Below are 21,841 nucleotides of genomic sequence, written 5' to 3'. Positions count from 1 at the left end.
CGTGCGCGCCCGTGCCGTCGCCGCCGAACCGGGCCGGGGGAGCGGGCCGCGGCTACCGCCCGCCGAGTGCGAGCAGCACGCCGCTGGCCAGGCCCAGGAGGACCGAGACCGCGGCGGCGGCGTAGGCGGCCCTCGCGGCACCCCGCGACCCCGCGACCTCCGCCCTCACCTCGCCCTCCGCCGTCGCGGTCCCTACCCCGCCCTCCGCGGTCCTCATTCCGCCCGTCCCGTCCGTCCCGCCCGTCCCGTCCGTCCCGCTCGGGACAGCCCGGTCCGGTGTCCTCCCGCCCGGCCGCGCATCCGGCTCCGCGCGGCCGGACGCGCCGGGCCGGAACACGGGCACGATCCACCGCAGGTAGTAGAAGAGGCTGACGACGGTGTTCGCCGCCGCGACGACGGCCAGCCAGGCGTACCCTCCGTCCCACGCGGCGGTGAAGGCCATCAGCTTGCCGACGAACACGGCGGTCGGCGGGGTGCCGACGAGTCCGAGCAGGCAGACGGTCAGGGCGCAGGCCAGGCCGGGGGAGCGGCGGGCCAGGCCGGTGTAGCCGCCCAGCGAGTCCTCGCCCACGGCGATCACCACGGCGAAGGCCCCCAGGTTCGTGACGGCGTAGGCGGCGAGATAGAACAGCAGCGCGGGCTCCGCCGGGCCGGCGCGTCCCGCGACGACGACGGGCAGCAGGAGATACCCGGCCTGGCTGATCGTCGAGTACGCCAGCAGCCGGCGCACGTTGCCCTGGTAGAACGCGGCGAGATTGCCCAGCGTCATCGTCGCGACGGAGACCAGGGCCAGCAGGAGCCGCCAGTCGGCCGCCGACGCCGCGAAGAACCCGGTCGCCATGCGGAACAGGGCGGCGAACGCGCCGATCTTCGGAACCGTCGTGACGAACGCGGCCACGGCGGCCGGTGCGCCCTCGGTCACGTCCGGCACCCAGAAGTGGCCGGGCACGCCCCCCACCTTGAACAGCACCCCCGCCAGCAGCACGACCAGGACGCAGGCGACGGCCGCCGGGGGGACCGCGGGGAGCCGCTCGCCCAGCACCTCGTAGGAGGTCGTGCCCGCCAGGCCGTACAGCAGCGTCACCCCGGTCAGTGTCAGCACGCCCAGGAAGGCTCCCATCAGGTAGTACTTGAGCGCGGCCTCGGTGCCGGCGGCGTCCCCGCCCAGCCCGGCCAGCGCGTACCCGGGGATGCTCGCGGGCAGGTAGGCCGTGACGAAGACCAGCAGGTCCCCGGCACCCGCCAGGGCGACCGTGCCCAGGGCGGCCAGCAGCAGCAGGACGTGGATCTCGGTCCCGCGCCGGTGACCGCGAGCCCAGCCGGACGCCAGGACGACCACGAGCAGGGTCGCGAGCGAGACCGTGACGCGGGTGACGTGGGTGAGCGGATCGAGGACGTAGGCCGCGAACGCCGTACCGCCCGGCCCGGCCGCCGCGACCGAGGCGGAGATCACGCCACCCGCCAGGCCCAGGCCGCAGATCCACGGCACGAGCCGCGCCCCGCCGCGTGAGGGGAACATCCCGGCGAGGAGTCCCAGGACCGCCCCGCAGAGCAGGAACAGCTCGGGCAGCAGGTCCAGGGGGTCGTCCCGCATGCCGTTCACCGGCTCACCAGCGACACGATCGCGGCGGCGGCCGGTTCGACGAGGCTGAGCAGCCAGCGGGGCGCGACGCCGATGGCCGCCGACAGGGCCAGCAGCGGCGCCACCGCGGCCAGCTCGCGCGACCGTACGTCGCCGACGAGGGGCGTCAGCTCCCCGGGGGCGCCCAGGAACGCGCGGTGCAGCATCCGCAGCAGCAGGGCGGCGGTGATGACGATGCCGCCGACGGACAGCACGCCCGCCGCCACGGCGCCGGGCGTCCCGACGCCGATCACCCCGGCGAGGATCTGGAACTCGGCGATGAATCCGGACAGTCCCGGCAGCCCGAGGGAGGCGAAGGCGGCCACCGCGGTGAGCCCGGCGAAGACCGGCGCGACTCCGGCGATCCCGCCGAACCGGCCGAGATCGTAGGCGTGAGCCCGGTCCCACAGCACGCCGGCGAGCAGGAAGAGCGCCCCGGTGATCAGCCCGTGGCTGACCATCTGGGTGACGGCTCCGCTGACGGCCAGCCGCCTGGCCTGGACGTCCCCGGACACCACGCCGGCGGCGCCCAGCCCGAGCACCACGTAGCCCATGTGGTTGATCGAGGTGTAGGCGACCAGCCGCTTGAGGTTCTCCTGGGCCAGGGCGACCAGCGCGCCGTACAGCACGCTCACCACGCCGACCGCGACGATCACCCAGGCGTTGCGCTGCCAGGCGCCCGGCAGCAACGGCATGGCGATCCTGGCGAAGCCGTAGGTGCCCATCTTCAGCATGACGCCCGCCAGGATGGCCGACCCGGCGGCGGGCGCGTCGGTGTGCGCGGGCGGGAGCCAGGTGTGGAACGGCACCGTCGGCGTCTTGACCGCCAGCCCCACGCCGACCGCCAGCAGTACGAGCCCGGAGGCCCCCGGGGCGCCCGCGAAGGGCGGCTCGCGGGTCAGGTCCACCATGTCGAAGGTGCGCGCCCCGCCGCCGAGATAGAGCCCGATGAAGCCCAGCAGCAGCGCCAGCGAGCCGAGGAAGGTGTACAGGAAGAACTTCAGCGCCGAGCGGGTCCGGTCACCGTGTCCCCACCCGACGATCACGAAGTACATGCCCACGATCGACAGGTCGAAGAAGACGAAGAACAGCAGCAGGTCCAGCGCGGCGAACAGGCCGGTGCAGACGGTCTGCAGGGCCAGGAAGAGCGCCGCGTACGGCCGGCCCCGCCCGGTCCGCCACGGCGAGTAGACGGCGCAGACCAGGAACAGCAGCGCGGTCATCGCGATGAGCGGCAGCGACAGGCCGTCGACCCCGACGTGGTACTCGGCGCCCAGGGACGGGATCCAGCGGGCCCGCGTCTCGTAGCCGATCCCGCCCCGCTGCTCCCCGCTCCCGTACCCGTGCCACATCACGGCCGCCAGCACCAGGTCGGCGGCCGAGGCGGCGATCCACGCCCCGCTCACCGTCCGGGCGCCCAGCCGGGGCAGGGCCGCCAGGCCCGCCGCGACGACCAGGGGCAGGAAGATCACGACGGTGAGCACGCTCACCTCGCCAGCGCGACCACGACGGCCAGCAGGACGAGCCCGACCGCCGCCTGGGCGAAGTAGGTGTGCACCTGTCCGGTCTGCGGCCCGCGGGCCAGCCCGCCGAGCCTGGCCACCGCCGCCCCGACGTCGCGTACCAGGCCGTCGACCCCGGCCTCGGCCCGCCGCCTCGTCAGCCTGGCCGCCGCCATCCCGGCCCTCGGGACGGCCCTGACCGCGCCGTCGAGCACCCCGTCGTCGAAGCGCGCCAGCGACCGTGCCAGCGCCATGACCGGCCGCCCGGCCAGCGCGGCCGCGGCCCGTTCGAGGCCCAGCCAGCCGAGCAGGAGGGGCGGGACCCGCGCCACGATCCGGGGCGTGCGGCGCCGTACGGCCGGCACCGCGGCGAGCCGTACGGCCGCCGGCACGGCGAGGGCCGTCACGACCGCCAGCACCCCGGTCAGCAGCAGCCCGCCGCCTCCCGGGCCCGGCTCGCCCGCCGCCCCGAGCAGCCGCTGCCAGGCGTCGAAGACCGTGGGCAGCCCGACCACGCCGAACGTCGCCGAGACCAGGGCGAGCACGGGCAGCGGCAGCCGCTCCAGAGGACCGACGCGTCCCGTGCCCGGCTGCTCGGTGCCTTCGCGCGTCCCGGTGTCGGCGGCGCGCCACACCGCGAGCACCGCCTTGGCGGCGTAGGCGGCCGACAGCAGCGCGGCGGCCAGCGCCGGGAGGTACAGCCACGGCGAGCGCCCGGCCGCCACCGGCAGGATGGACTCCTTGGTCACCCACAGCGACAGCGGCGGCAGCCCGCCGAGCGCCGCGGCGCCGACCCCGAAGGCGACCCCGACGAACCGGTGACGCCGGGCCGCGCCGTGCAGCTCCCGCAGATCCTTGGTGCCCAGCGCCGCCAGCCACGCGCCCGCGCACAGGAACAGCAGGCTCTTGACCGCGGCGTGCGCGACCAGGTGCGCGGTCCCGCCCGCCGGGGCGCCGCAGCCCGCCGCCAGGACCATGAAACCGAGCTGCGCGCACGTCGAGGCCGCCAGCAGCTGTTTCAGGTCGCGCTGGGCGAGGGCGACCGCGCCCAGCAGCAGCGCCGTCAGCGCCCCCGCCCAGGCCACGACCTGGGCGGCCCAGCCGGTCGCGGCCAGCAGCGGCTGCACGCGGAGCAGCAGGTAGGCCCCGGCGGCGACCATGGTCGCCGAGTGCAGTAGCGCCGAGACCGGGCTCGGGCCCGCCATGGCGTGCGACAGCCAGAACGACAGCGGCAGCTGGGCCGACTTGCCCAGCGCGGCGGCGACGATCCCGGCGGCGACCAGGTCGCGCCAGGGCCGCGCGCCCTCCGCGAGCCCGGCCAGTTCCAGCGACCCGGTCCCGGCCAGCGCGCAGCCCGCGGCGATGTACAGGCCGGTGTCCCCGGCCCGGGTCGTGACGAACGCGATGCCCGCCGACCTGACCCGGGCGCCGTCGCGCCACCGGAAGCCGATCAGCGCGTACGACATCGCGCCCATGACCTCCCAGCCCATCAGCAGCAGCGCCAGGTCGAGGGCCGTGACGGTGACCAGCATGGCGGCCGTGAACAGCAGCATCAGCCCGAAGAAGCGGGCGCGGGCCCGCCGTACCTCGCCGGTGTCGCCCGCGGAGAAGACGAGTACGGCCAGCGCGACGGCGGAGACGGTGACGACCAGCACCGCGGAGAGCCCGTCGACCGCCGCCCCCGCCCGCAGCCCGTCGAACAGCTCCGCCGAGACGGCGGGCCGGGTGAACGCGGCGAGCACCGCCAGGGCGAGGGTCGCGACCGCGGCCGCGAGGGCCACCGCGGGCGCGGCCCGGTCCGCCCGGTGGCCCGCGACGGCCAGCAGGGCACCGGTCACGCCCGGCAGACCCGGAAGCAGCCCCGCGAGCGCGTTCATCCTCGCAGGTCACCGGCCTCGTCGGTGACGTCGACCTCGCGCGCCCTGAAGATCGCCGTCGTGACGGCGAACCCCATGGCCATCTCCAGCGCCATCACGGTCACGGCGACCAGGACCAGGACCTGGCCGTCGGCGGTCGCCGGGGCCACGTGGTACCAGAAGGCGCCGGCCGCCGCGATCACCCCGTTGATCATGAGTTCGAGGCCCATCATCAGCATGACGATCGACTGCTGGGACAGCACGCCGTACAGGCCGACGGCGAACAGCGCGCAGGCCGGCAGCAGGAGGGCGTGCAGTCCCATCTCAGCCGCCCTTCCCGGCGCGGCCGCCCCGATCGTGCGCCAGCGTGACCGTGGAGACCATCGTGGCGAGGATGGCCACCCCGACGACCATCATCACGAGCATCTTCGGCCCCATGACCGACAGGCCGAGCGCGCGGGTCGGATCGGCCGGGGGCCCGCCCGCGGGGGTGGGCCAGGGGGTGAGGAAGACCCCCGCGACGAGCAGGACGAAGACGCCGCCCGCGATGATCGCGGCCCCGCAGCGGTTGTGCACCATCTTCATGGGCATCAGCCCCGCGGGGTTCATCATGTACATGATCATGAAGACGGCCATGACGAGCATCTCCATGACCATCATGAGGATGATCATGAAGCTGAGATACTCCAGGCCGATGAGGAGGAAGATCAGGCCGACGGCCACCAGCGACGCCAGCAGCGCGAACGTCGCCCGCGCCATCGAGTCGACGGTGAACACCGCGACGCCGCCCGCCACCGCGACCGCGGCGAGCGCCCAGAAGGCGACGGACGCCCAGAACGCGGGGGCCGGCGCCGTCACCACGTTCCTCCGGTATGGATGCCCTGTCCTTCAGGGCGGAGAGGGGATGCGGAACGGTCCCTCATGGTGTTCTCCGGATTTTCTCGGTGAGGCTTGCCATGGTGATCGGGCCGGCGATAACCAAGCCGGCATCGCACGACCGCCTCAGGGCATGGGGTGGCGGCGCGGGGAGCCCTCCAGCCGTCGGGCGGGGCTGTGAACCGCGAACCACCCGGCTTCGGCCGGGAATCCCGGTCCTTTCGGGGCAGGGAGGATGTCAAAGCACCACGACCGCGACGACGAGCAGTTGCAGCAGCGTGGCGGGGATCAGCACCGTCCACGACAGCCACATGAAGCGGTCCATCCGCACCGTGGGCAGCCGGTGCCCGCTCCACACCAGCAGGACGAGCACCGCGACCGTCTTGAGCGCCGTCCACACCCACGGCGGCAGCAGCGGACCGGCCCCGCCGCCCAGGAACAGGGGTACGGCCGCCGCCGCGGCGACCGCCAGCAGCGTGTGGCGCCCCACCTGGAAGACGAGCCTGTCCGGCCCGGCCAGCTCGGCCTTCACCCCTCCCGCGATGTCCGAGCCGACCGGCGCGCCCATCGGCCCCCAGAAGGCCATCGCCAGGGCCGAGACGAGATAGACCGCGAAGGCGACCGGCATCCACACCGCGAACCACAGCCCCCGCTGCGCCTCGACCACGTCGCCCACACGCAGGGAGCCCGCCCCCAGCGCCGCCGTGATCAGGGCGAACATGTGGGGAAGCTCGTAGGCGATCCCCTGGGCCACGAACCGGTAGCCGCCGATCAGCGGATAGACCGAGTTGGCGCCCCACCCGGTCAGCCAGAGGGCGCCCCAGGCGCACACCTCCATCGCGTTGAACCACACGACGCCCACCGGCAGGTCGGCCACCGGCCGCTCTCCCAGCGGCAGCACGACGGACGCCAGCACCGCGACGACGAGCAGGCCGCACACCCCGGTCCGTACCAGCAGGGTGTCGGCCAGCAGGGTGCGCCGCCGCTGCTGGACCAGCAGCCGGGCGGCCTCCCGGAACGGATCCCCCACGGCTCCCGGCCTCGGGACCGTCACCAGGACCGCGTCGAGGGCGGCGGCGGCCAGCGCCAGCGCGGCGAGCACCGCGAGCAGCGCGACCGGGGCCCACGGGGACACGGCGCCGTTCACCGCACCGCTCACCGTGCCGTTCAAGGTGCCGTTCACCGTGCCGTTCAAGGTGTCGCGCAGGGGACCGCGCACGGGCTCAACCGTGGCGCCGTTCACCACGTTGTTCACGGTGTCGTTCAAGGTGTCGTTCAAGGTGTCGCGCAGGGGACCACTTACGGGCTCAACCATGGGAGGCCTCGTGCGCGGGCCGTACCTGGTCGAGGTCCGGATCGAGGCCCGCGACGATCAGCCGCGCGGCCGCCAGCTCGGCCCCGGTGACCAGCGACGGCAGTACGGCCAGCAGCGCCTCGGACGGCCGGTCGCCCACGGGGCCGCGAGGCCCCTCGTCGTCGTCGAGCGGTGATTCGTCGCCCAGGCGGCCCAGGGCGGGGCCCGTCTCGCCGAGCCACCCGTCCAGCCGCGCCGCCACATCGTCCGGGGCGCCTCCCACGGGTGCGGCCCGCCCGTTCCCCGGGGCGGCCGGTGTGGCCGTGCCCAGGTCGCGCAGCATCCAGCGGAGCAACCGCGACCGCCGCACCCGGCGGGCGAACCCGGCGAAGTCCCCGGAGACCTCCTCGTCCCGCCGCCCCCACAGGAGACGGTCGCGCAGCCACCGCGCCTCGGCCGCGGCCCCGCCCCACCCGGCTACCGCCAGCAGCCGCCCGAGACTGTCCAGGTGGGAGGCGGCCGTACGGCGGGCGGCCTCGCCGCGTGTCACCTCCCGCCCCTCCAGGGCGGCCAGCCAGGGGGCGTCCCAGAACCGTTCCGTCCCCAGACCGCCCGCGACCTCGACCCGGGCCCGCTGGATCACGTCGCCCTGCAGGACCGTCTCCACCACGAGCCCGGCGGGCCAGTCGGCGAGCACCGGCCCCAGGGGGACGTGCAGCCGGTCGAGGGCGAGACCGTCGCGGTCGGGGCCCCTCCCGGCCATCGGCACCCCACCGGGAGCGCCCATGTGATGAGCGTGCCCGCCACCGTCTCCGTCACCGTCTCCGCCGCCGTGATCTCCGTGCCCGTCACGATGGCCGCCCTGCTCGCCCCCGTGGCCGTCACCGTGGCCGTCCTCATGGCCGTCACCGTGGCCGTTCTGCCCGCGGTGGCCTCCGTGCCCGTCGCCGTCCGGGTGGGGCCACCGGCCGGTCGTGCCCGCGCGCGTGGCCGCGTCGAGACGCCATGCCCTCGGGTCGGACAGACGGCCGACCGCCCTGTCCAGCGCGCTGGCCGCCTCCTCGGGCCGGAGGTCCCCGCGCAGTTCGACCAGGGCCCGGGGCGGGGAAACGTCCGTCCAGACCACCTCGACCGCCCTGGACAGAGCGTCCGCGGGCGCGCCGCAGAGCACGAGCAGGTCGGCGCCCGCCGGGGCGGTGGCGCCGCGCCAGCCGCGCCGGGCCAGCTCGGCCTCGGCGAGCAGCCGCGGGCGGGTTCCGTGGGGAGCCGTGATGACGATCGGCCGCGGACGGGCGGCGGCGTACCGCGTGAGCCGATCGCTCAGGCCCATCGCAGCGCCCCCTCCCGCCAGGCGTAGACGACCCCGGCCATGAGCAGTCCGAGGAAGGCGAACATCTCGACCACGGCGGTGACGCCGACCTCGGCGACCACCACGGCCCACGGATACATGAAGACCATCTCCATGTCGAAGGCCAGAAACAGCAGCGTGACCGTGTACCAGCGCACGTGGAAGCGGGAGAGGGCGTGTTCCCTGGGCCTGGCGCCCGACAGGAACGGCCCGGTCTCGAGGGTCCCCGGCGGGGCGAGAAGGCGCGAGGTCGCGTACACCGCGAGCACTCCGGCGGCGAGCACGCCCAGCACGCCGAGGGTGGCCGCCCAGGGTTCCATGGATCTCTCCCCACGAAGTTACTAAGATCCGTAGTTCCCTGGGAGGTGCGTGTCAACCGCCCGACGAACCCTCATCCTCGCATTTCACACCGGGTATTCCGGATCTCTGGACTACTCCAGGAGATGGCCATTTCTCCTATCGTGGATAGTAAACAGTGGGGTGTCGTGCGGGTGCTGTGACCGGAACGTCCGCCGGGCCGGACGCCGCTCACCGGCGCCGTTCCGCGCCGTTCCGCGCCCTTCCACCGCCCGCCGTACCGGCGCCCGGACGGACACGCACACGGTGAAGGCGAACGGTCACCGCGTCAGGCCGTGACTTCGTGCGCCGGGCCCTGACTCCGCCGGAGGCGGGCCCAGGGGGCGCGAGGCCGGGTCGCCTCGGAGGTGATCCGCAGGGGCGAGGCCGGATCACGCCGGGGACGATCCGCAGGGGGCCGGGCCGGACCCGAATGCGCCGGCGACGATCCGTGAAGGGGGGCCGGGGCCGGATCACGACGTAGGGAGACGGTCGTCGACGAACGGAGGGGGTGGTCCGGTGCGCCCACCCGTTCCGGCCCGGGGTGGGGCCGGGGTGGAGAGGCGGAGAGCGGGGAGTGGGCGGGGTGCGGCCTGTCTTCGGGGGGTCGACCTTCGGGGGATCGACGTCGGCTCGGCGGCTCCGTGCACCTTCTCGCACGGAACTGCTCATAGATGATTGATTTTCTGTAAAACAGCGCAATAATAGGCAGTCACTCGGGTGGCGTGAGCCCGGTAACTGGTATGGACCAGTGAGATACCTTCATGTTTGACGTTGCGAAAACGATATCAACCGGTATAGACCAGGCTGATTCGGCCGCCTAACCTGGTCCGAACCAGAGAAAGCTTCGAGCTTCGCGGCCCACCGGCCGTCGCCTGCTCTTTTCGATAACACCCACCCGCCGGGCGATCCCCGGCGGTACTCCCGCTGGTACGGACCGGCTTGGATCGTCTGACATCAAGGTGGTATTTCACGTGAACAAGAGGCTTGTCGGCGCGCTCACGCTCGGCCTGTCCGCCGCGCTGGTCATGACCGGCTGCGGCTCCACGGAGAGCAACGGCACCGGAGGCGGTGACAAGGCCGCGGCCGGCGGCGACGTGACGCTGAAGCTGGTCGCCGCCGACTACGGCGACGGCCCGACCGCCGACAACAGCGGCGAGAAGTTCTGGAAGGGCGTCGTCGACGAGTTCCAGCAGGCCAACCCCGGTATCAAGGTCGACGTCCAGGTCATCAACTGGAACGACATCGACAAGCAGGTCGCCACCATGATGCAGAACGGCCAGGTGCCCGACATCCTGCAGACCGGCGACTACTCCGGCTTCGTCAAGGACGGCCTGCTGTACAAGACCGACGAGGTCCTGTCGTCGAACACCTCCTCCGACCTGCTGCAGAAGTTCGCCGACTTCGGGAAGGTCGACGGCGTCGGCTACGGCATCCCGTTCGTCTCCTCCGCGCGCGCCCTGTTCTACAACAAGGACCTGTTCACCAAGGCCGGCATCACCGAGGCGCCCAAGACGTGGGACGAGGTCAAGGCCGCGGCGGAGAAGCTGAAGAAGGCCGGCGTCAGCCAGCCGTTCGGCCTGCCGCTGGGCAACGAGGAGGCCCAGGGCGAGTCGTTCCTGTGGTTCATGGGCAACGGCGGCGGCTACAAGGACTCCTCCGGCGCCTGGGCGATCGACTCGGCGGCCAACGTCGAGACCTTCCAGTACCTCAAGGGCCTGGTCGACGCCGGTCTGACCAGCCCCAACCCCGGCACCAAGAACCGCAAGGACGTCTGGGCGGACTTCGCCGCGGGCAAGGTCGGCATGGTCAACGGCGGACCCATGTCCATCCCGATCTTCGAGAAGGGCGGCCTGACCAACTTCGGCGTGGCCCCGATCGCCGGCAAGAGCGGCGCCCTCGACACCACCCTCGGCGTCGAGGACTGGATCATGGCGTTCAACAAGAACGGCCACCAGGAGCAGATCAAGAAGTTCTTCGACTTCTTCTACGCGAGCACCGCGGCCCAGAAGATCAGCGACACCTACAAGCTGCTGCCGGTGACGAAGTCCGGCATCGAGAAGCTCTCGTCGGACGAGAAGCTCAAGCCGTTCCTGGACGCCCTGCCGAACGCCACCTTCTACCCGTTCCAGGACCCCAAGTGGTCCGAGGTGAACACCCAGGTCAAGCAGACCATCGGTGGCGCGATCAGCGGTGACCCGAAGGCCGTTCTCGGCGCGATCCAGAAGGTCGCGACCGCCAACTGACCCTCGGCGTGGAGTACGGCGCGCGCTCCGGGACGTCGCCGGGGCACGTGCCCGGGAAACCCCCACGGGACACCCGGCGTGCCCCGTGGGGCGCGCGCCGTACCGCCGCTCATCGGAAAGCAGGACTCATGCAGCAAACATCCGCGCGGGGCAGGGCGGTGCGCGCCCTCGCCCCGCTGGCCTGGGTCGGCCCGGCCGTGGTGCTGATCGGCGTGGTGGTCGTCTGGCCCGTCGTGGTGATGATCCAGTCGTCGTTCCTGAAGATCAGCCGGTTCGGCATCGTCCAGGGGGGAAACGGCACCGGCAACTACGCCAAGCTGTTCGCCGAGCCCGACTTCGGCGGGGTCATGATCAGGAGCCTGGTGTGGGTGGTCGCGGTGGTCGCGCTGACCGTGCTCGTCTCCCTGGCGCTGGCCCAGCTGTTCAACCAGCGCTTCCCGGGCCGTAAGTTCGCCCGCTGGGCGCTGATCGCGCCCTGGGCCGCCTCGGTCCTGATGACGTCGATCATCTTCAAGTGGATGCTCGACCCCGAGGTCGGTCTGATCAACATGCTCAGGCGCGATCTCGGGCTGCTGGACGCCCTCGGCGGCGCCGACGCCGACCCGCTCGGCAGCGCGGCCGGCGCGATGCCGTGGCTGGTCTTCGTCGCGGTTTTCGTCTCGGTGCCGTTCACGACCTACGCGTTGCTGGCCGGACTGTCGGCGATCCCGGCCGACGTCTACGAGGCCGCCAAGATGGACGGGGCCTCCCGGCTGCGGACCTACTGGTCGATCACGCTGCCGCTGCTGCGGCCCGCGCTCCTGGTGGCGGCGCTCATCAACGTGATGAACGTCTTCAACAGCTTCCCGATCATCTGGGCCATGACCCACGGGCAGCCCGGCTACTCCACCGCGACCTCGACCATCTTCATGTACATCCTCAAGGGGTCCGACATCGGTGAGTCGGCGGCCATGTCCGTCGTCAACTTCGGCATGGTGATCGTCCTGACGATCCTCTTCCTGAAGGTCAGCAAGTGGAGGACGGAACCCGCATGACCCTCACCCAGAACGCCCCGGTGACCACCGGAGCGGCCCAGGCGCCGCCCGCCGCGCGGCGGGCGCTGCCGTCCGTCAAGACCGTGGTCATCGCGGCGGGCGCCTACCTGGTCGCCTTCCTCTTCCTGTTCCCCTATCTGGTGATGGTCCTCACCGCGCTCCGCCCGCAGAAGGAGCTGCGCCAGGCGACCTACCTGCCGGAGACGTTCGAGTGGTCGAACTTCGCCAACTTCTGGACCGGGGGACTGGCCGGGAACCTGGGCGTCACCCTGCAGGTCGCCGCCGGATCGACCGTGCTGGTGCTGCTGGTCGCGCTGCCCGCGGCCTACTACACCGCGCGTCACAACTTCCGGGGCCGTACGGCCTTCATGATCCTGGTGCTGATCACCCAGATGTTCCAGCCGACCGCGATGCTGGTCGGCATCTACCGTGAGTTCTTCCAGTTCGGGCTGATCGACACGGTCTGGTCGCTGATCCTGGTCAACGGCGGCTTCAACCTGGCCTTCGCGGTGTGGATCCTCAACGCGTACTTCTCCTCCATCCCTCGCGAACTGGAGGAGGCCGCGTTCATCGACGGCAACGGCCGCTTCGGCGCGCTGTTCAGGATCACGCTCCCGCTGGCGATGCCCGGCGTGGTGACCGCCCTGATCTTCACCTTCATCGCGGCCTGGAACGAGTTCGTGGTGGCGCTGACACTGACCACCTCCCCGGCCAACCAGCCGCTCACGGTCGCCCTGAACTCCTTCATCGGCCAGTATCAGGTGGACTGGCAGAACCTGTTCGCCGGCTCCGTCATCGCCACGATCCCGGTCATCATCCTGTTCGCGCTGATCGAGCGGAAGGTCGTCGGCGGCCTCACCGCCGGCTCCGTAAAGTGAACCGCCAAGTGATCCTTCAAGGATCCACCGGGTGACCTGCCGGGTGACCCGTCAGGTGACCGGGAAACGGGCCTGGGCGCCAGGAGGAAATCCCAGGTAACCACAAAACCCCGACAAAACCCCGGGCCCGATACGCGCGGCCTCTCCGCGTCGCCGTCTCCTCCTCCCGGAGGGGACGGCCACACTGGAGACGCCCGGTGGCCTCGCGGATCTCCGGGACGCGAGGGCCGCGCCTTCCAGGGGCCCGGCGGATGTCACGGGGGTGGCTGCGGTGGCGACGGGCCTGGGCGGAGCCGGGGGCGGGGCGGGACCGTACGGCGCGCGCCGGGCACGGGCGGCCGGGCGGTCGGCCGGGCGGCCGGTGGGGCGGCTGACCCGGAGGGTGTCCAGACGGCTGTCCGCGTGGCTGCTGGAGGATACCGCCTCCAGGAGGGCCGAACCCAAGCCCCCACAGGGGGGCCACCCCTGGTGGCGCGTCATGTGCCTGACGGGCGTCGACTACTTCTCGACGCTGGGCTACCAGCCGGGAATCGCCTTCCTGGCGGCGGGCGCCCTGTCGCCGCTGGCCACCGTGGTCCTGGTCGCGGTGACGTTGCTGGGCGCGCTGCCGGTCTACCGCCGCGTCGCCGAGGAGAGCCCGCACGGCCAGGGCTCCATCGCCCTGCTGCAGCGCTACCTTCCCCGCTGGCGAGGCAAGCTCCTGGTGCTGGTCCTGCTCGGTTTCCTGGCGACCGACTTCATCATCACCATCACCCTGTCGTCCGCCGACGCCACCGCCCACATCATCGAGAACCCCCTGGTCCCCGAGATCCTGCGGGGGCACCGGATCGGCGTCACACTGCTGCTCGTCTCCCTGCTCGGCGCGGTCTTCCTGCGCGGCTTCGGCGAGGCCATCGGCATCGCGGTCGGCCTGGTCGGCACGTACCTGGCGTTGAACCTGGTCGTCCTGGTGGTCGCGTTCCAGGCCCTGCTCGGTGAACCCCGCCTCGTGCTCTCCTGGAAGTCCGTACTGGCCGCCCAGTACCCGAGCACACCCGTCATGGTCGCCACGGCCCTGCTCGTCTTTCCCAGACTGGCGCTCGGGCTGTCCGGCTTCGAGACGGGTGTGGCCGTGATGCCCCTGGTCAAGGGCCTGCCGGACGACGACCCCGAGCGTCCGGAGGGCCGGATCCACAACACCCGGCACCTGCTCGTCACCGCCGCGTCGATCATGAGCGTGCTGCTCATCGCCAGCAGTCTCACCACCACCCTGCTCATCCCGGCCCGGGAGTTCCAGCCGGGAGGCCGCGCGAACGGCCGCGCCCTGGCCTATCTCGCCCACGAGTACCTGGGCCCCGCCTTCGGCACCGCCTACGACCTCAGCACGATCACGATCCTCTGGTTCGCCGGCGCGTCGGCCATGGCCGGCCTGCTGACGGTCGTGCCGCGCTACCTGCCCCGCTACGGCATGGCGCCGCACTGGGCCCTGGCCAGGCGCCCCCTCGTGCTCGTCTTCACCGCGGTGGCGTTCGCCATCACGATCATCTTCAGGGCCGACGTCGACGCGCAGGGAGGCGCGTACGCCACCGGGGTCCTGGTCGTCATCCTGTCCGCCGCCCTGGCCGTCACCCTGTCCGCGCACCGCAGGGGCGACCGGAGGGCGGCGGTCACGTTCGGCGCGATCACGCTGCTGCTCGTCTACACCACGGCCGCCAACATCCTCGAACGCCCGGAGGGAATCAAGATCGCCTCGTTCTTCATCGGGTCGATCATCGTCACCTCCTTCGCCTCACGGGCGACCCGCTCCTTCGAACTCCGCGTCGACGAGGTGATCCTCGAACCCGCGGCCCGCTCGTTCGTCGAGGAGGCGGCCAGGTCGGGACAGCTCCTGCTGGTCGCCAGCAATCCCGCCCCCCGCGACCACCTGAGCCTCCGCGAGAAGGAGCGGCGGGCGCGCGAACTGCACAACCTGCCCCGCGACGTCCCGGTGCTGTTGCTGGAGGTGACGGTGACCGACGCCTCCGAGTTCAGCAGCACGCTGACGGTCGGCGGCGTGGAGCGCGACGGCTGCCGTGTCCTCACCGTCCAGAGCCCGTCCATCGCCAACGCGATCGCCGCGCTCCTGCTGTACCTGCGGGACCACACGGGCCGCATGCCGCAGATCTTCTTCCACTGGGCCGAGGGCAACCCGGTGGTCGCCATGCTCCGCTACCTCGTTCTCGGCGAGGGCGACGTGCCCCCGACGACCCGGGAGATCCTCCGGAAGGCCGAACCCCACCCGGAGCGGAGGCCACGGATTCACATCGGCTGACCGGGGGAGGGCGGCGCGGTCCGGGGAGGTCGTGGCGGGGCGGCGTGCCCCTGTACCGTTCTCCCGGTGTTCCTCCCGGTTTCCTGTCATGTTTCCGCTGTATTGACCTGGAGGGGAAACGGCAGGCCGGATCCGGAGAGCGTTCTCCGAAGCTTTCGGACACCTGCTCTGCGGGCCGGGGAACGGTAGTAATTTCGACCCATGCGACTGGGTGTTCTAGACATTGGTTCCAATACGGTTCATCTCCTGGTGATGGACGCACACCGGGGCGCTCGGCCGCTGCCCGCGTACTCGCACAAGGTCGACCTGAGGCTCGCCGAGTACATGGAGGACGGCGAACGCCTGTCCGATCTCGGCGCGGCGCGGCTGCGGGAGCACGTCGAGGAGGCTCTGCGGCTCGCCGAGGACAAGGGCGTCGAGGATCTCATGGCGTTCGCCACCTCGGCGGTCAGGGAGGCGGTCAACGGCGAGGAGGTGCTCGACCGGCTCAACGCCGCCACCGAGGTGAACATCCAGGTGCTCTCCGGCCGGGACGAGGCCACGCTGACGTTCCTGGCCGTACGGCGGTGGTTCGGCTGGTCGTCCGGGCGGCTGCTGGTACTGGACATCGGCGGGGGATCCCTGGAGATCGCCTCGGGCATCGACGAGCAGCCGGACGCGGCGGTGTCACTGCCGCTGGGGGCGGGCCGGCTCACCCGCGACTGCTTCACCGCCGACCCGCCCCCGGCGGAGGAGGTACGGGCGCTGCGCAGGCACGTGCGGACGGAGATCGCCCGCACGGTCGGGGACGTGGCCAGGTACGGCCGGGCGGACCACGCGGTCGCCACGTCCAAGACGTTCAGGCAGCTGGCGCGGATAGCCGGGGCCGCGCCCTCGAGCGAGGGGTCCTCGGTCCGCCGGGTGCTCAGGCATACCGACCTGGTGGAGTGGGCCGACCGGCTGGTCAGGATGGACGTGCGCGCGCGGGCGGGCCTGCCCGGCGTCTCCGAGGGACGGGCGCCGCAGCTGGTCGCGGGGGCGATCGTCGCGGACGCCGCGATGGACCTGTTCGGGGTGGGGGAGCTGGAGGTCTGCCCCTGGGCGCTGCGCGAGGGCGTCATCCTGCGCCGACTCGACGCCATGCCCGAAAGGTGAGGTTTACCCGATCTTTGTGAGGTAAGAGCGCTGTGGCATGAACAGCGCTCAGGTGGAAGGCGCCGCGCGCAGGGCGGCGAACAGTCACACTCTGGAGAGGCTGGCGCGCCTGGGGCTCGCCTGCCGCGGTGTCCTTTACGGGCTCATCGGCTTCCTGGCCCTGCAGATCGCCTTCGGCGGCGGCAGCGGCGGCAAGGAGGCCGACAAGACCGGCGCGGTGGAGACGGTGGCCGAACAGCCCTTCGGCACCGTGCTGCTCTGGCTCATGGTGGTGGGGTTCGCCGCGCTCACCGTCTGGCAGCTGTCGGAGGCGGTCCTCGGCCGGGGCGAGGTCAAGGACCGCGTCGAGGCGGGATCGCGGACGGTCGTCTACGGGCTGGTGGTGGCGACGCTGCTGGGCCTGCTGCTGCGCGGCGACCCGGGCAGCTCGACCGACGAGAGCTCCAAGGACCTCACGGCCAGGGCGATGGACCTGCCCGGAGGCCAGTTCCTGGTGGGCCTGGCCGGGCTGGGGGTGATCGCCCTGGGCGCCTACTGGGTCCACAAGGGGTACCGCAAGAGGTTCCTAGAGGATCTACGCACCGGCGAGATGTCCCGGCGGGCGCGGAGCCTGGCCGAGAAACTGGGCATGGCCGGTTTCCTCACCCGCGGCGTGATCGCGGCGGCCGCCGGGGTCTTCGTCGTCAGGGCCGCGATCACCTACGATCCCGACGAGGCCAAGGGCATCGACTCGACGCTGCGCGCGATGGCGGACGCCCCGGCCGGGCCGTGGCTGCTGGCGGTCGTCGCACTGGGCCTGGTGCTCTTCGCGGTCTACTGTTTCTTCGAGGCGCGCCTGCACCGGCTGTGACGGGTGGGACCGTACGGGGCGGCTGGTGCGGCACGCAGCTGGGAGCCCCGTTGGCAAGTCCGTCCTATCTATCTGGTAAGCCATCCCATTCATACTTTTTCGAGACATCTCCCTTCCCGAGCTCCGCGTCCTTCCAAGGGCGCGAACAGTATCGGAGGGGCCAATGGACTCGTCGGAGTACGACGGCGGCGAACGGGTTCTCCATCTGGAGGGTTCTCCCGACCAGGTGGCAAGGGCACGGCGGCTGATCTCGACGGCTCTGGGCAGAGACCACCCCCTCCACGACGACTGCGTGTTACTGACCAGCGAGATCGCCACCAACGCCGTCGTCCACTCCCGGTCGGGCGACGGCGGGACGTTCACCGTAACCGTCGTCTACTCGGCCGGCGGGGTGCGGGTCTCCGTCCAGGACGAGGGCTCGACCGACGCCCCCTGCGTCTGCCACGCCTCGGCGGAGTCCACCGGGGGACGCGGGCTGCCGCTGCTGGAGGCGCTGTCACACCGCTGGGGCTTCGTCCGGGAGGCGGGGACGAACAGGGTCTGGTTCGAACTCGTCATGGAACCGGCCACGGTGTCCAGGAGCCGGCTGGCCACCGTCAGGTGAGCGTCCGGCTGAACCGTCAGGTGAACGTCCGGCCGAATCCGGGCTGAACCGCCGGGTGAATCGCCGGGCCGACCCGTCCGGCGTCGGGCCGCCGGACGGGTCGCGGCCGGATGGCGTGATCAGGCCTCCGGCGCGGTCAGCAGCCGGTCGAGCACGCGCACGCCGAACTCCAGGCCCGCGACGGGGACGCGCTCGTCCACGCCGTGGAACATGCCGAAGTAGTCCAGGTCCGGGGTGAGCATCAGGGGCGCGAACCCGTACCCCCTGATCCCGAGACCGGCGAAGGCCTTGGCGTCCGTGCCCCCCGACATCACGTACGGCACCGGCCGCGCCGCGGGATCCTCGGCGACGATCGCCGTGCAGAGCCGTGCGAAGAAGGGCGAGTCCGGCGGCGCGGAGGGGGCCTCCTGGAGGCTGACGAACTCGCGGGTGATCTTCGGCCCGAGCAGCCGGTCGACCGTCTCCAGGAACTCCTCCCGGTGGCCGGGCAGGAAGCGGCCGTCCACGTGGGCGGTCGCGGTACCGGGGACCACGTTGACCTTGTATCCGGCCTCCAGCATCGTCGGGTTGGCCGAGTTGCGGATCTGCGCCGCGAACAGGGTGCCCGCCCGGCCCAGCCGCTCCGCCTCCTGCTCCAGGCGGTCGCGGTCGATGCTCTCGCCCAGGATGTCCTCCAGGGCGGTGATCAGCGCGGCGACCCCGGGCGTCAGCCGTACCGGCCACCGGTGGGCGGCGAGCCTGGACAGGGCGTGGCAGAGCTCGGCGACCGCGTTGTCCACCGGCGGGCGGGAGCCGTGGCCCGCGACGCCCCGGGCGGTCAGCCGCATCCACGCGGTGCCGCGCTCGCCGACCGCGACCGGGTAGATCCGCCTGCCGCGGACCTCGACGCTGTAGCCGCCGGACTCGCCGATCGCCTCGGTGCAGCCGTCGAACAGCTCCCGGTGCCGCCGCACCGCGTAGTGCGCGCCGTACTCGCCGCTGGCCTCCTCGTCGGCGAGGAAGGCCAGCACGACGTCCCGCCTCGGCCGTACGCCGCGCCTGGCCCAGTCGCGGACCAGCGCGAGTGTCATCGACAGTGTGCCCTTCATGTCCACCGCGCCCCTGCCCCAGACGCAGCCGCCGTCGATCTCCCCGGAGAACGGGTGGATCCGCCAGTCGGCCGGTTCCGCGGGGACCACGTCCAGATGGCCCTGCACGAGCAGCGCGTCGGACGAGTCGCCGGGGATCCGGGCGACCACGCTGGTACGGCCCCTCGCCGACTCGAAGACCACCGGCTCCACACCGGCCTCGGCCAGCAGCCCGGCCACGTACTCGGCCGCGGGCCGCTCACCGGAACCGGGATTGGTGGTGTCGAACCTGATCAGGTCCGAGCAGATCGACGAGACCTCGTTGCCCATGGAAGAACGCCCCCCGAAAAACGACTGATCACCGCTGCATACCCGACTTGATCGTGGTACGGCACCGCGACACGCCGGATCCGGCCTCTCGTGGCCCGCGGGGACGGCGGGCGGGCACGCAGCGGGTGCCTAGGTTCGCGCTGCGGTGGGTGGGTGGTCCGGCCGGCCGTCGTTGGTTGAGGTCTGGGGGATTCAGGCCTTCGGCCTGGCGGGCGCGGTGGTTTCGGTCCTTTCATACGCCGGCCGGACCACCCACCCACCTCCGCGCACCATCTGCCGGGCCGTACGGCGTGCGGGCCGTAGTCGCTCCCTCTCCCATTGCTCAGGGTCCTGAGGGCGGCTGAAGCAATCCGCTGAGGGGCCGTTCAGGGTTGATCGCCGCAGCTGAAGCTCCTGTGCGGAAAGGAGCGCAGGGCTGGGGTGGAAAGCTGCGCCCAGTGGGGAAGGGCATCCCCACCCGTGGGGCGGCAGCTTCGGTGAGGCGACCGATGCCCACCCCTAAGGTGGGGCGGCCGATGCCCATCTCCAATGTGAAGTGGTCATGATCCGGGCACGTCCCTCTCAAAGCATCGCAGCATCTCTTCGGAAATTCATCGGGCTGTGAAACACCACTACATGTTATGTTGTTCCATGTGTCAATTCGTGATGGTGCGCGACAAAGGAGCAGTGACGTGCCGGATACCAGCCGCCACATCCCCGCCGAGGTGGTGGAGGCCGCTCTGCGTGCCGCCGAGCGCTTGGGCAAGGACGTGGCCGACGTGCCCGTCCTGGCGATCGCGCAGGAGGCCGGCGTCTCCCGTAGCACCCTGCTGCGCCGTCTGGGAGGCTCCCGTCAAGCGCTGGACGAGGCGGTGCGCGCCGCCGGTGTGAACCCGGGCGGGCAGCGCCCGGTCCGCGAGCGGGCGATCGAGGCCGGCGCGAACCTGATCGGAGAGCACGGCCTGGCCGCGTTCACCTTGGAGATGGTCGCCGCCTCCGCCCAGTGCTCGGTGCACAGTCTGTATGCGGCCTTTGGCGGTCGGGACGAACTGCTGCATGCGATCTTTGAGATCTACAGCCCGATCCTGGACGTGGAGAAAGTGATCTCCGGCCCGCGCGCCGACCTGGCCGAGACGGTCGCCACGATCTACCGGCTGCTGGCCGAAACGCTCAACCGCGAGCCGCGGGTGCTGCCCGCCATGCTCGCCGAGGCGCTGGCCCACCCTCACACACCCGCCCTGCAGGGCCTGCGGCAGCGCTTCGTCCCTCGCATGCTCGCCGGGCTGGGACAGTGGTTCGCCGACGAGATGGCCATGGGACGCATCCGCCCCCTGCCGGTTCCCCTGCTGATGCAGCAGATGATCGGCCCGGTCCTGATCCACTTCATGACGCGCCCGGCCGCCGGGCAGATCCCCGGCTTCGATCTGCCCGATACGCAGGAGACCTGTGCGGTCTTCGCTGAGGCGTTCCTGCGCGCCGTCACCGCTCCCTCCCGAACAGATGAAGACAGGAAACCCTGATGCCCCCAACAGCCAAGCCCCACCCCGCCACCGGCTCCGGCGCCCCGGCTGATCAGCCATCCGCCCACGCCACGCGCCGGCTGCTCGGTGTCGTCGTCGGACTGGCCGTCGTCGTCGTGGTGATGCTGTGCGCGTTCGCGCTGCCGAGCATCAACAGCGGCCCTCACCGGGTCCCCCTTGGATTGGCCGGACCCCAGCAAGCCGTCCAGGCCATCCAGAGCGGACTGGACAAGGACGCCTGGACCGTCGCCGTCTACCCTGACGACAAGGCCCTGACCGCCGCCATCACCAGCCGCGACATCGTCGGCGGCCTGGCCGTCGCCCCCCAGGGTGTCACGGTGTACACCGCCTCCGCCGCAGGCAGCCCGACCACCGCCGCGATCACCGCCATGGGCAACGGCCTGGCAGTGCGCCAGCAGACCACCTCGACTGTCCACGACGTGGTGCCGTTGCCCGCCGGCGACCCCCGCGGCGCCGGGTTCACCGCCGCCGCCCTCCCCATGCTCATCGGCGGCGTCCTGCCCGCCGTCGCCCTGCTGCGGCTGTTCCCCGGCCACGCCGGGCTACGCCGGCGCCTGGTCGGCGTGCTCGCCTTCGCCCTGGTGGCGGGCTTCGCCGTCACGGCCGTCCTGCAGTACGGCTTCGGCTCCCTGAACGGCGCCTACTGGCTGACCGCCCTTGGCGTCTCGCTCGGCATGGCCGCTCTGGCGGTGCCCTTCCTGGGACTGGAGTCGCTGTTCGGCTTCGGTGGCCTGGGCGTCGGCGCCGCGGTGATGATGCTGCTGGGCAACCCGCTGTCGGGCTTCGCCGGGCCGTACTGGCTACCCACTGGTCTGGCCACCGTCGGCCAGTTGCTGCCGCCCGGATCCTCCGGCAGCCTGCTGCGCGCCAACGCCTTCTTCGACGGCGTCGGCGCGGCAGGCCCGGCCCTCGTCCTGGCCGCCTGGGTACTCGCCGGCCTGATTCTCATCGTCATCGCCGACCGCCGCACCGCCCACAACCCGGAACACCCTCACCGCCCACACACCGAAGCACTCGAGCCGGCCGCACCCTGATCGCGCCTGCGAAGCGCTCGT

Annotated in this window: 18 protein-coding genes; 9 read left to right on the top strand and 9 right to left on the bottom strand. The window is 71.9% G+C overall.

The annotated features are described in order from the left end of the window. Positions 1-52 precede the first annotated feature (52 nt). From AB0N02_RS10905 to AB0N02_RS10870, 8 genes are all read right to left on the bottom strand, one after another. Entirely contained in the window at positions 53-1,594 is a 1,542-nt protein-coding gene (locus AB0N02_RS10905) for an NADH-quinone oxidoreductase subunit N (RefSeq protein WP_363944899.1), read from the bottom strand. A gap of 5 nt (positions 1,595-1,599) precedes the next feature. Beyond that, positions 1,600-3,111, bottom strand: a complete 1,512-nt coding sequence (locus AB0N02_RS10900) for an NADH-quinone oxidoreductase subunit M (RefSeq protein ID WP_363944812.1) — start codon at positions 3,109-3,111, stop codon at positions 1,600-1,602. Further along, positions 3,108-5,000 carry a proton-conducting transporter membrane subunit gene (locus tag AB0N02_RS10895; protein WP_363944810.1) on the bottom strand — a complete coding sequence of 631 codons (1,893 nt, stop codon included), beginning with the start codon at positions 4,998-5,000 and terminating at the stop codon, positions 3,108-3,110. Before AB0N02_RS10895 ends, AB0N02_RS10900 begins: the two co-directional genes overlap by 4 nt. After that, positions 4,997-5,302, bottom strand: a complete 306-nt coding sequence (locus AB0N02_RS10890) for an NADH-quinone oxidoreductase subunit K (RefSeq protein WP_363944808.1) — start codon at positions 5,300-5,302, stop codon at positions 4,997-4,999. Before AB0N02_RS10890 ends, AB0N02_RS10895 begins: the two co-directional genes overlap by 4 nt. Position 5,303: 1 nt before the next feature. Next, the gene (locus AB0N02_RS10885; RefSeq protein ID WP_363944806.1) at positions 5,304-5,837 is read right to left on the bottom strand and encodes an NADH-quinone oxidoreductase subunit J; all 534 of its coding nucleotides are present in this window, start codon (positions 5,835-5,837) and stop codon (positions 5,304-5,306) included. Between the two features lie 256 nt (positions 5,838-6,093). Beyond that, the gene (locus AB0N02_RS10880; protein ID WP_363944804.1) at positions 6,094-7,170 is read right to left on the bottom strand and encodes a complex I subunit 1 family protein; all 1,077 of its coding nucleotides are present in this window, start codon (positions 7,168-7,170) and stop codon (positions 6,094-6,096) included. Continuing rightward, the gene (locus AB0N02_RS10875; RefSeq protein WP_363944802.1) at positions 7,163-8,479 is read right to left on the bottom strand and encodes a hypothetical protein; all 1,317 of its coding nucleotides are present in this window, start codon (positions 8,477-8,479) and stop codon (positions 7,163-7,165) included. Before AB0N02_RS10875 ends, AB0N02_RS10880 begins: the two co-directional genes overlap by 8 nt. Further along, entirely contained in the window at positions 8,470-8,817 is a 348-nt protein-coding gene (locus AB0N02_RS10870; RefSeq protein WP_363944800.1) for an NADH-quinone oxidoreductase subunit A, read from the bottom strand. The genes AB0N02_RS10875 and AB0N02_RS10870 overlap by 10 nt, the downstream gene beginning before the upstream one ends. 990 nt (positions 8,818-9,807) lie before the next feature. Here AB0N02_RS10870 and AB0N02_RS10865 point away from each other — a divergent pair. The 7 genes from AB0N02_RS10865 (at position 9,808) to AB0N02_RS10835 (ending at position 17,869) form a co-directional block, all read left to right on the top strand. Next, positions 9,808-11,079: an extracellular solute-binding protein gene (locus AB0N02_RS10865; RefSeq protein WP_363944798.1), complete on the top strand. Its 1,272-nt coding sequence runs from the start codon at positions 9,808-9,810 to the stop codon at positions 11,077-11,079. 128 nt (positions 11,080-11,207) lie between these two features. Further along, complete coding sequence (locus tag AB0N02_RS10860; RefSeq protein ID WP_363944796.1) at positions 11,208-12,113, top strand: sugar ABC transporter permease; 906 nt, start codon at positions 11,208-11,210, stop codon at positions 12,111-12,113. Continuing rightward, positions 12,110-12,991 carry a carbohydrate ABC transporter permease gene (locus AB0N02_RS10855; RefSeq protein WP_363944794.1) on the top strand — a complete coding sequence of 294 codons (882 nt, stop codon included), beginning with the start codon at positions 12,110-12,112 and terminating at the stop codon, positions 12,989-12,991. The genes AB0N02_RS10860 and AB0N02_RS10855 overlap by 4 nt, the downstream gene beginning before the upstream one ends. 271 nt (positions 12,992-13,262) lie before the next feature. After that, entirely contained in the window at positions 13,263-15,281 is a 2,019-nt protein-coding gene (locus tag AB0N02_RS10850) for an amino acid transporter (protein ID WP_363944792.1), read from the top strand. Between the two features lie 252 nt (positions 15,282-15,533). Continuing rightward, positions 15,534-16,415, top strand: a complete 882-nt coding sequence (locus AB0N02_RS10845) for a Ppx/GppA family phosphatase (protein WP_363944791.1) — start codon at positions 15,534-15,536, stop codon at positions 16,413-16,415. Between the two features lie 37 nt (positions 16,416-16,452). Then, on the top strand, positions 16,453-17,265 hold the full coding sequence (locus AB0N02_RS10840) for a DUF1206 domain-containing protein (RefSeq protein WP_363944790.1): 813 nt from the start codon (positions 16,453-16,455) through the stop codon (positions 17,263-17,265). Between the two features lie 163 nt (positions 17,266-17,428). Beyond that, complete coding sequence (locus AB0N02_RS10835) at positions 17,429-17,869, top strand: ATP-binding protein (RefSeq protein ID WP_363944788.1); 441 nt, start codon at positions 17,429-17,431, stop codon at positions 17,867-17,869. 119 nt (positions 17,870-17,988) lie between these two features. Here AB0N02_RS10835 and AB0N02_RS10830 read toward each other — a convergent pair whose 3' ends face one another. Further along, complete coding sequence (locus AB0N02_RS10830; protein WP_363944786.1) at positions 17,989-19,266, bottom strand: M20/M25/M40 family metallo-hydrolase; 1,278 nt, start codon at positions 19,264-19,266, stop codon at positions 17,989-17,991. Positions 19,267-19,937: 671 nt separating this feature from the next. Between AB0N02_RS10830 and AB0N02_RS10825 the strand changes: the two genes are divergently transcribed. After that, on the top strand, positions 19,938-20,765 hold the full coding sequence (locus AB0N02_RS10825; RefSeq protein WP_363944784.1) for a TetR/AcrR family transcriptional regulator: 828 nt from the start codon (positions 19,938-19,940) through the stop codon (positions 20,763-20,765). After that, positions 20,765-21,820 carry a hypothetical protein gene (locus tag AB0N02_RS10820; RefSeq protein WP_363944782.1) on the top strand — a complete coding sequence of 352 codons (1,056 nt, stop codon included), beginning with the start codon at positions 20,765-20,767 and terminating at the stop codon, positions 21,818-21,820. The genes AB0N02_RS10825 and AB0N02_RS10820 overlap by 1 nt, the downstream gene beginning before the upstream one ends. The last annotated feature ends 21 nt before the right edge of the window (positions 21,821-21,841 follow it).

This window comes from Streptosporangium sp. NPDC051022 (assembly GCF_040683035.1).
GTDB lineage: Bacteria > Actinomycetota > Actinomycetes > Streptosporangiales > Streptosporangiaceae > Streptosporangium.
The sequence above is the reverse complement of the archived record's forward strand: the minus strand, read 5'-3'. Positions and strand labels throughout refer to the sequence as shown.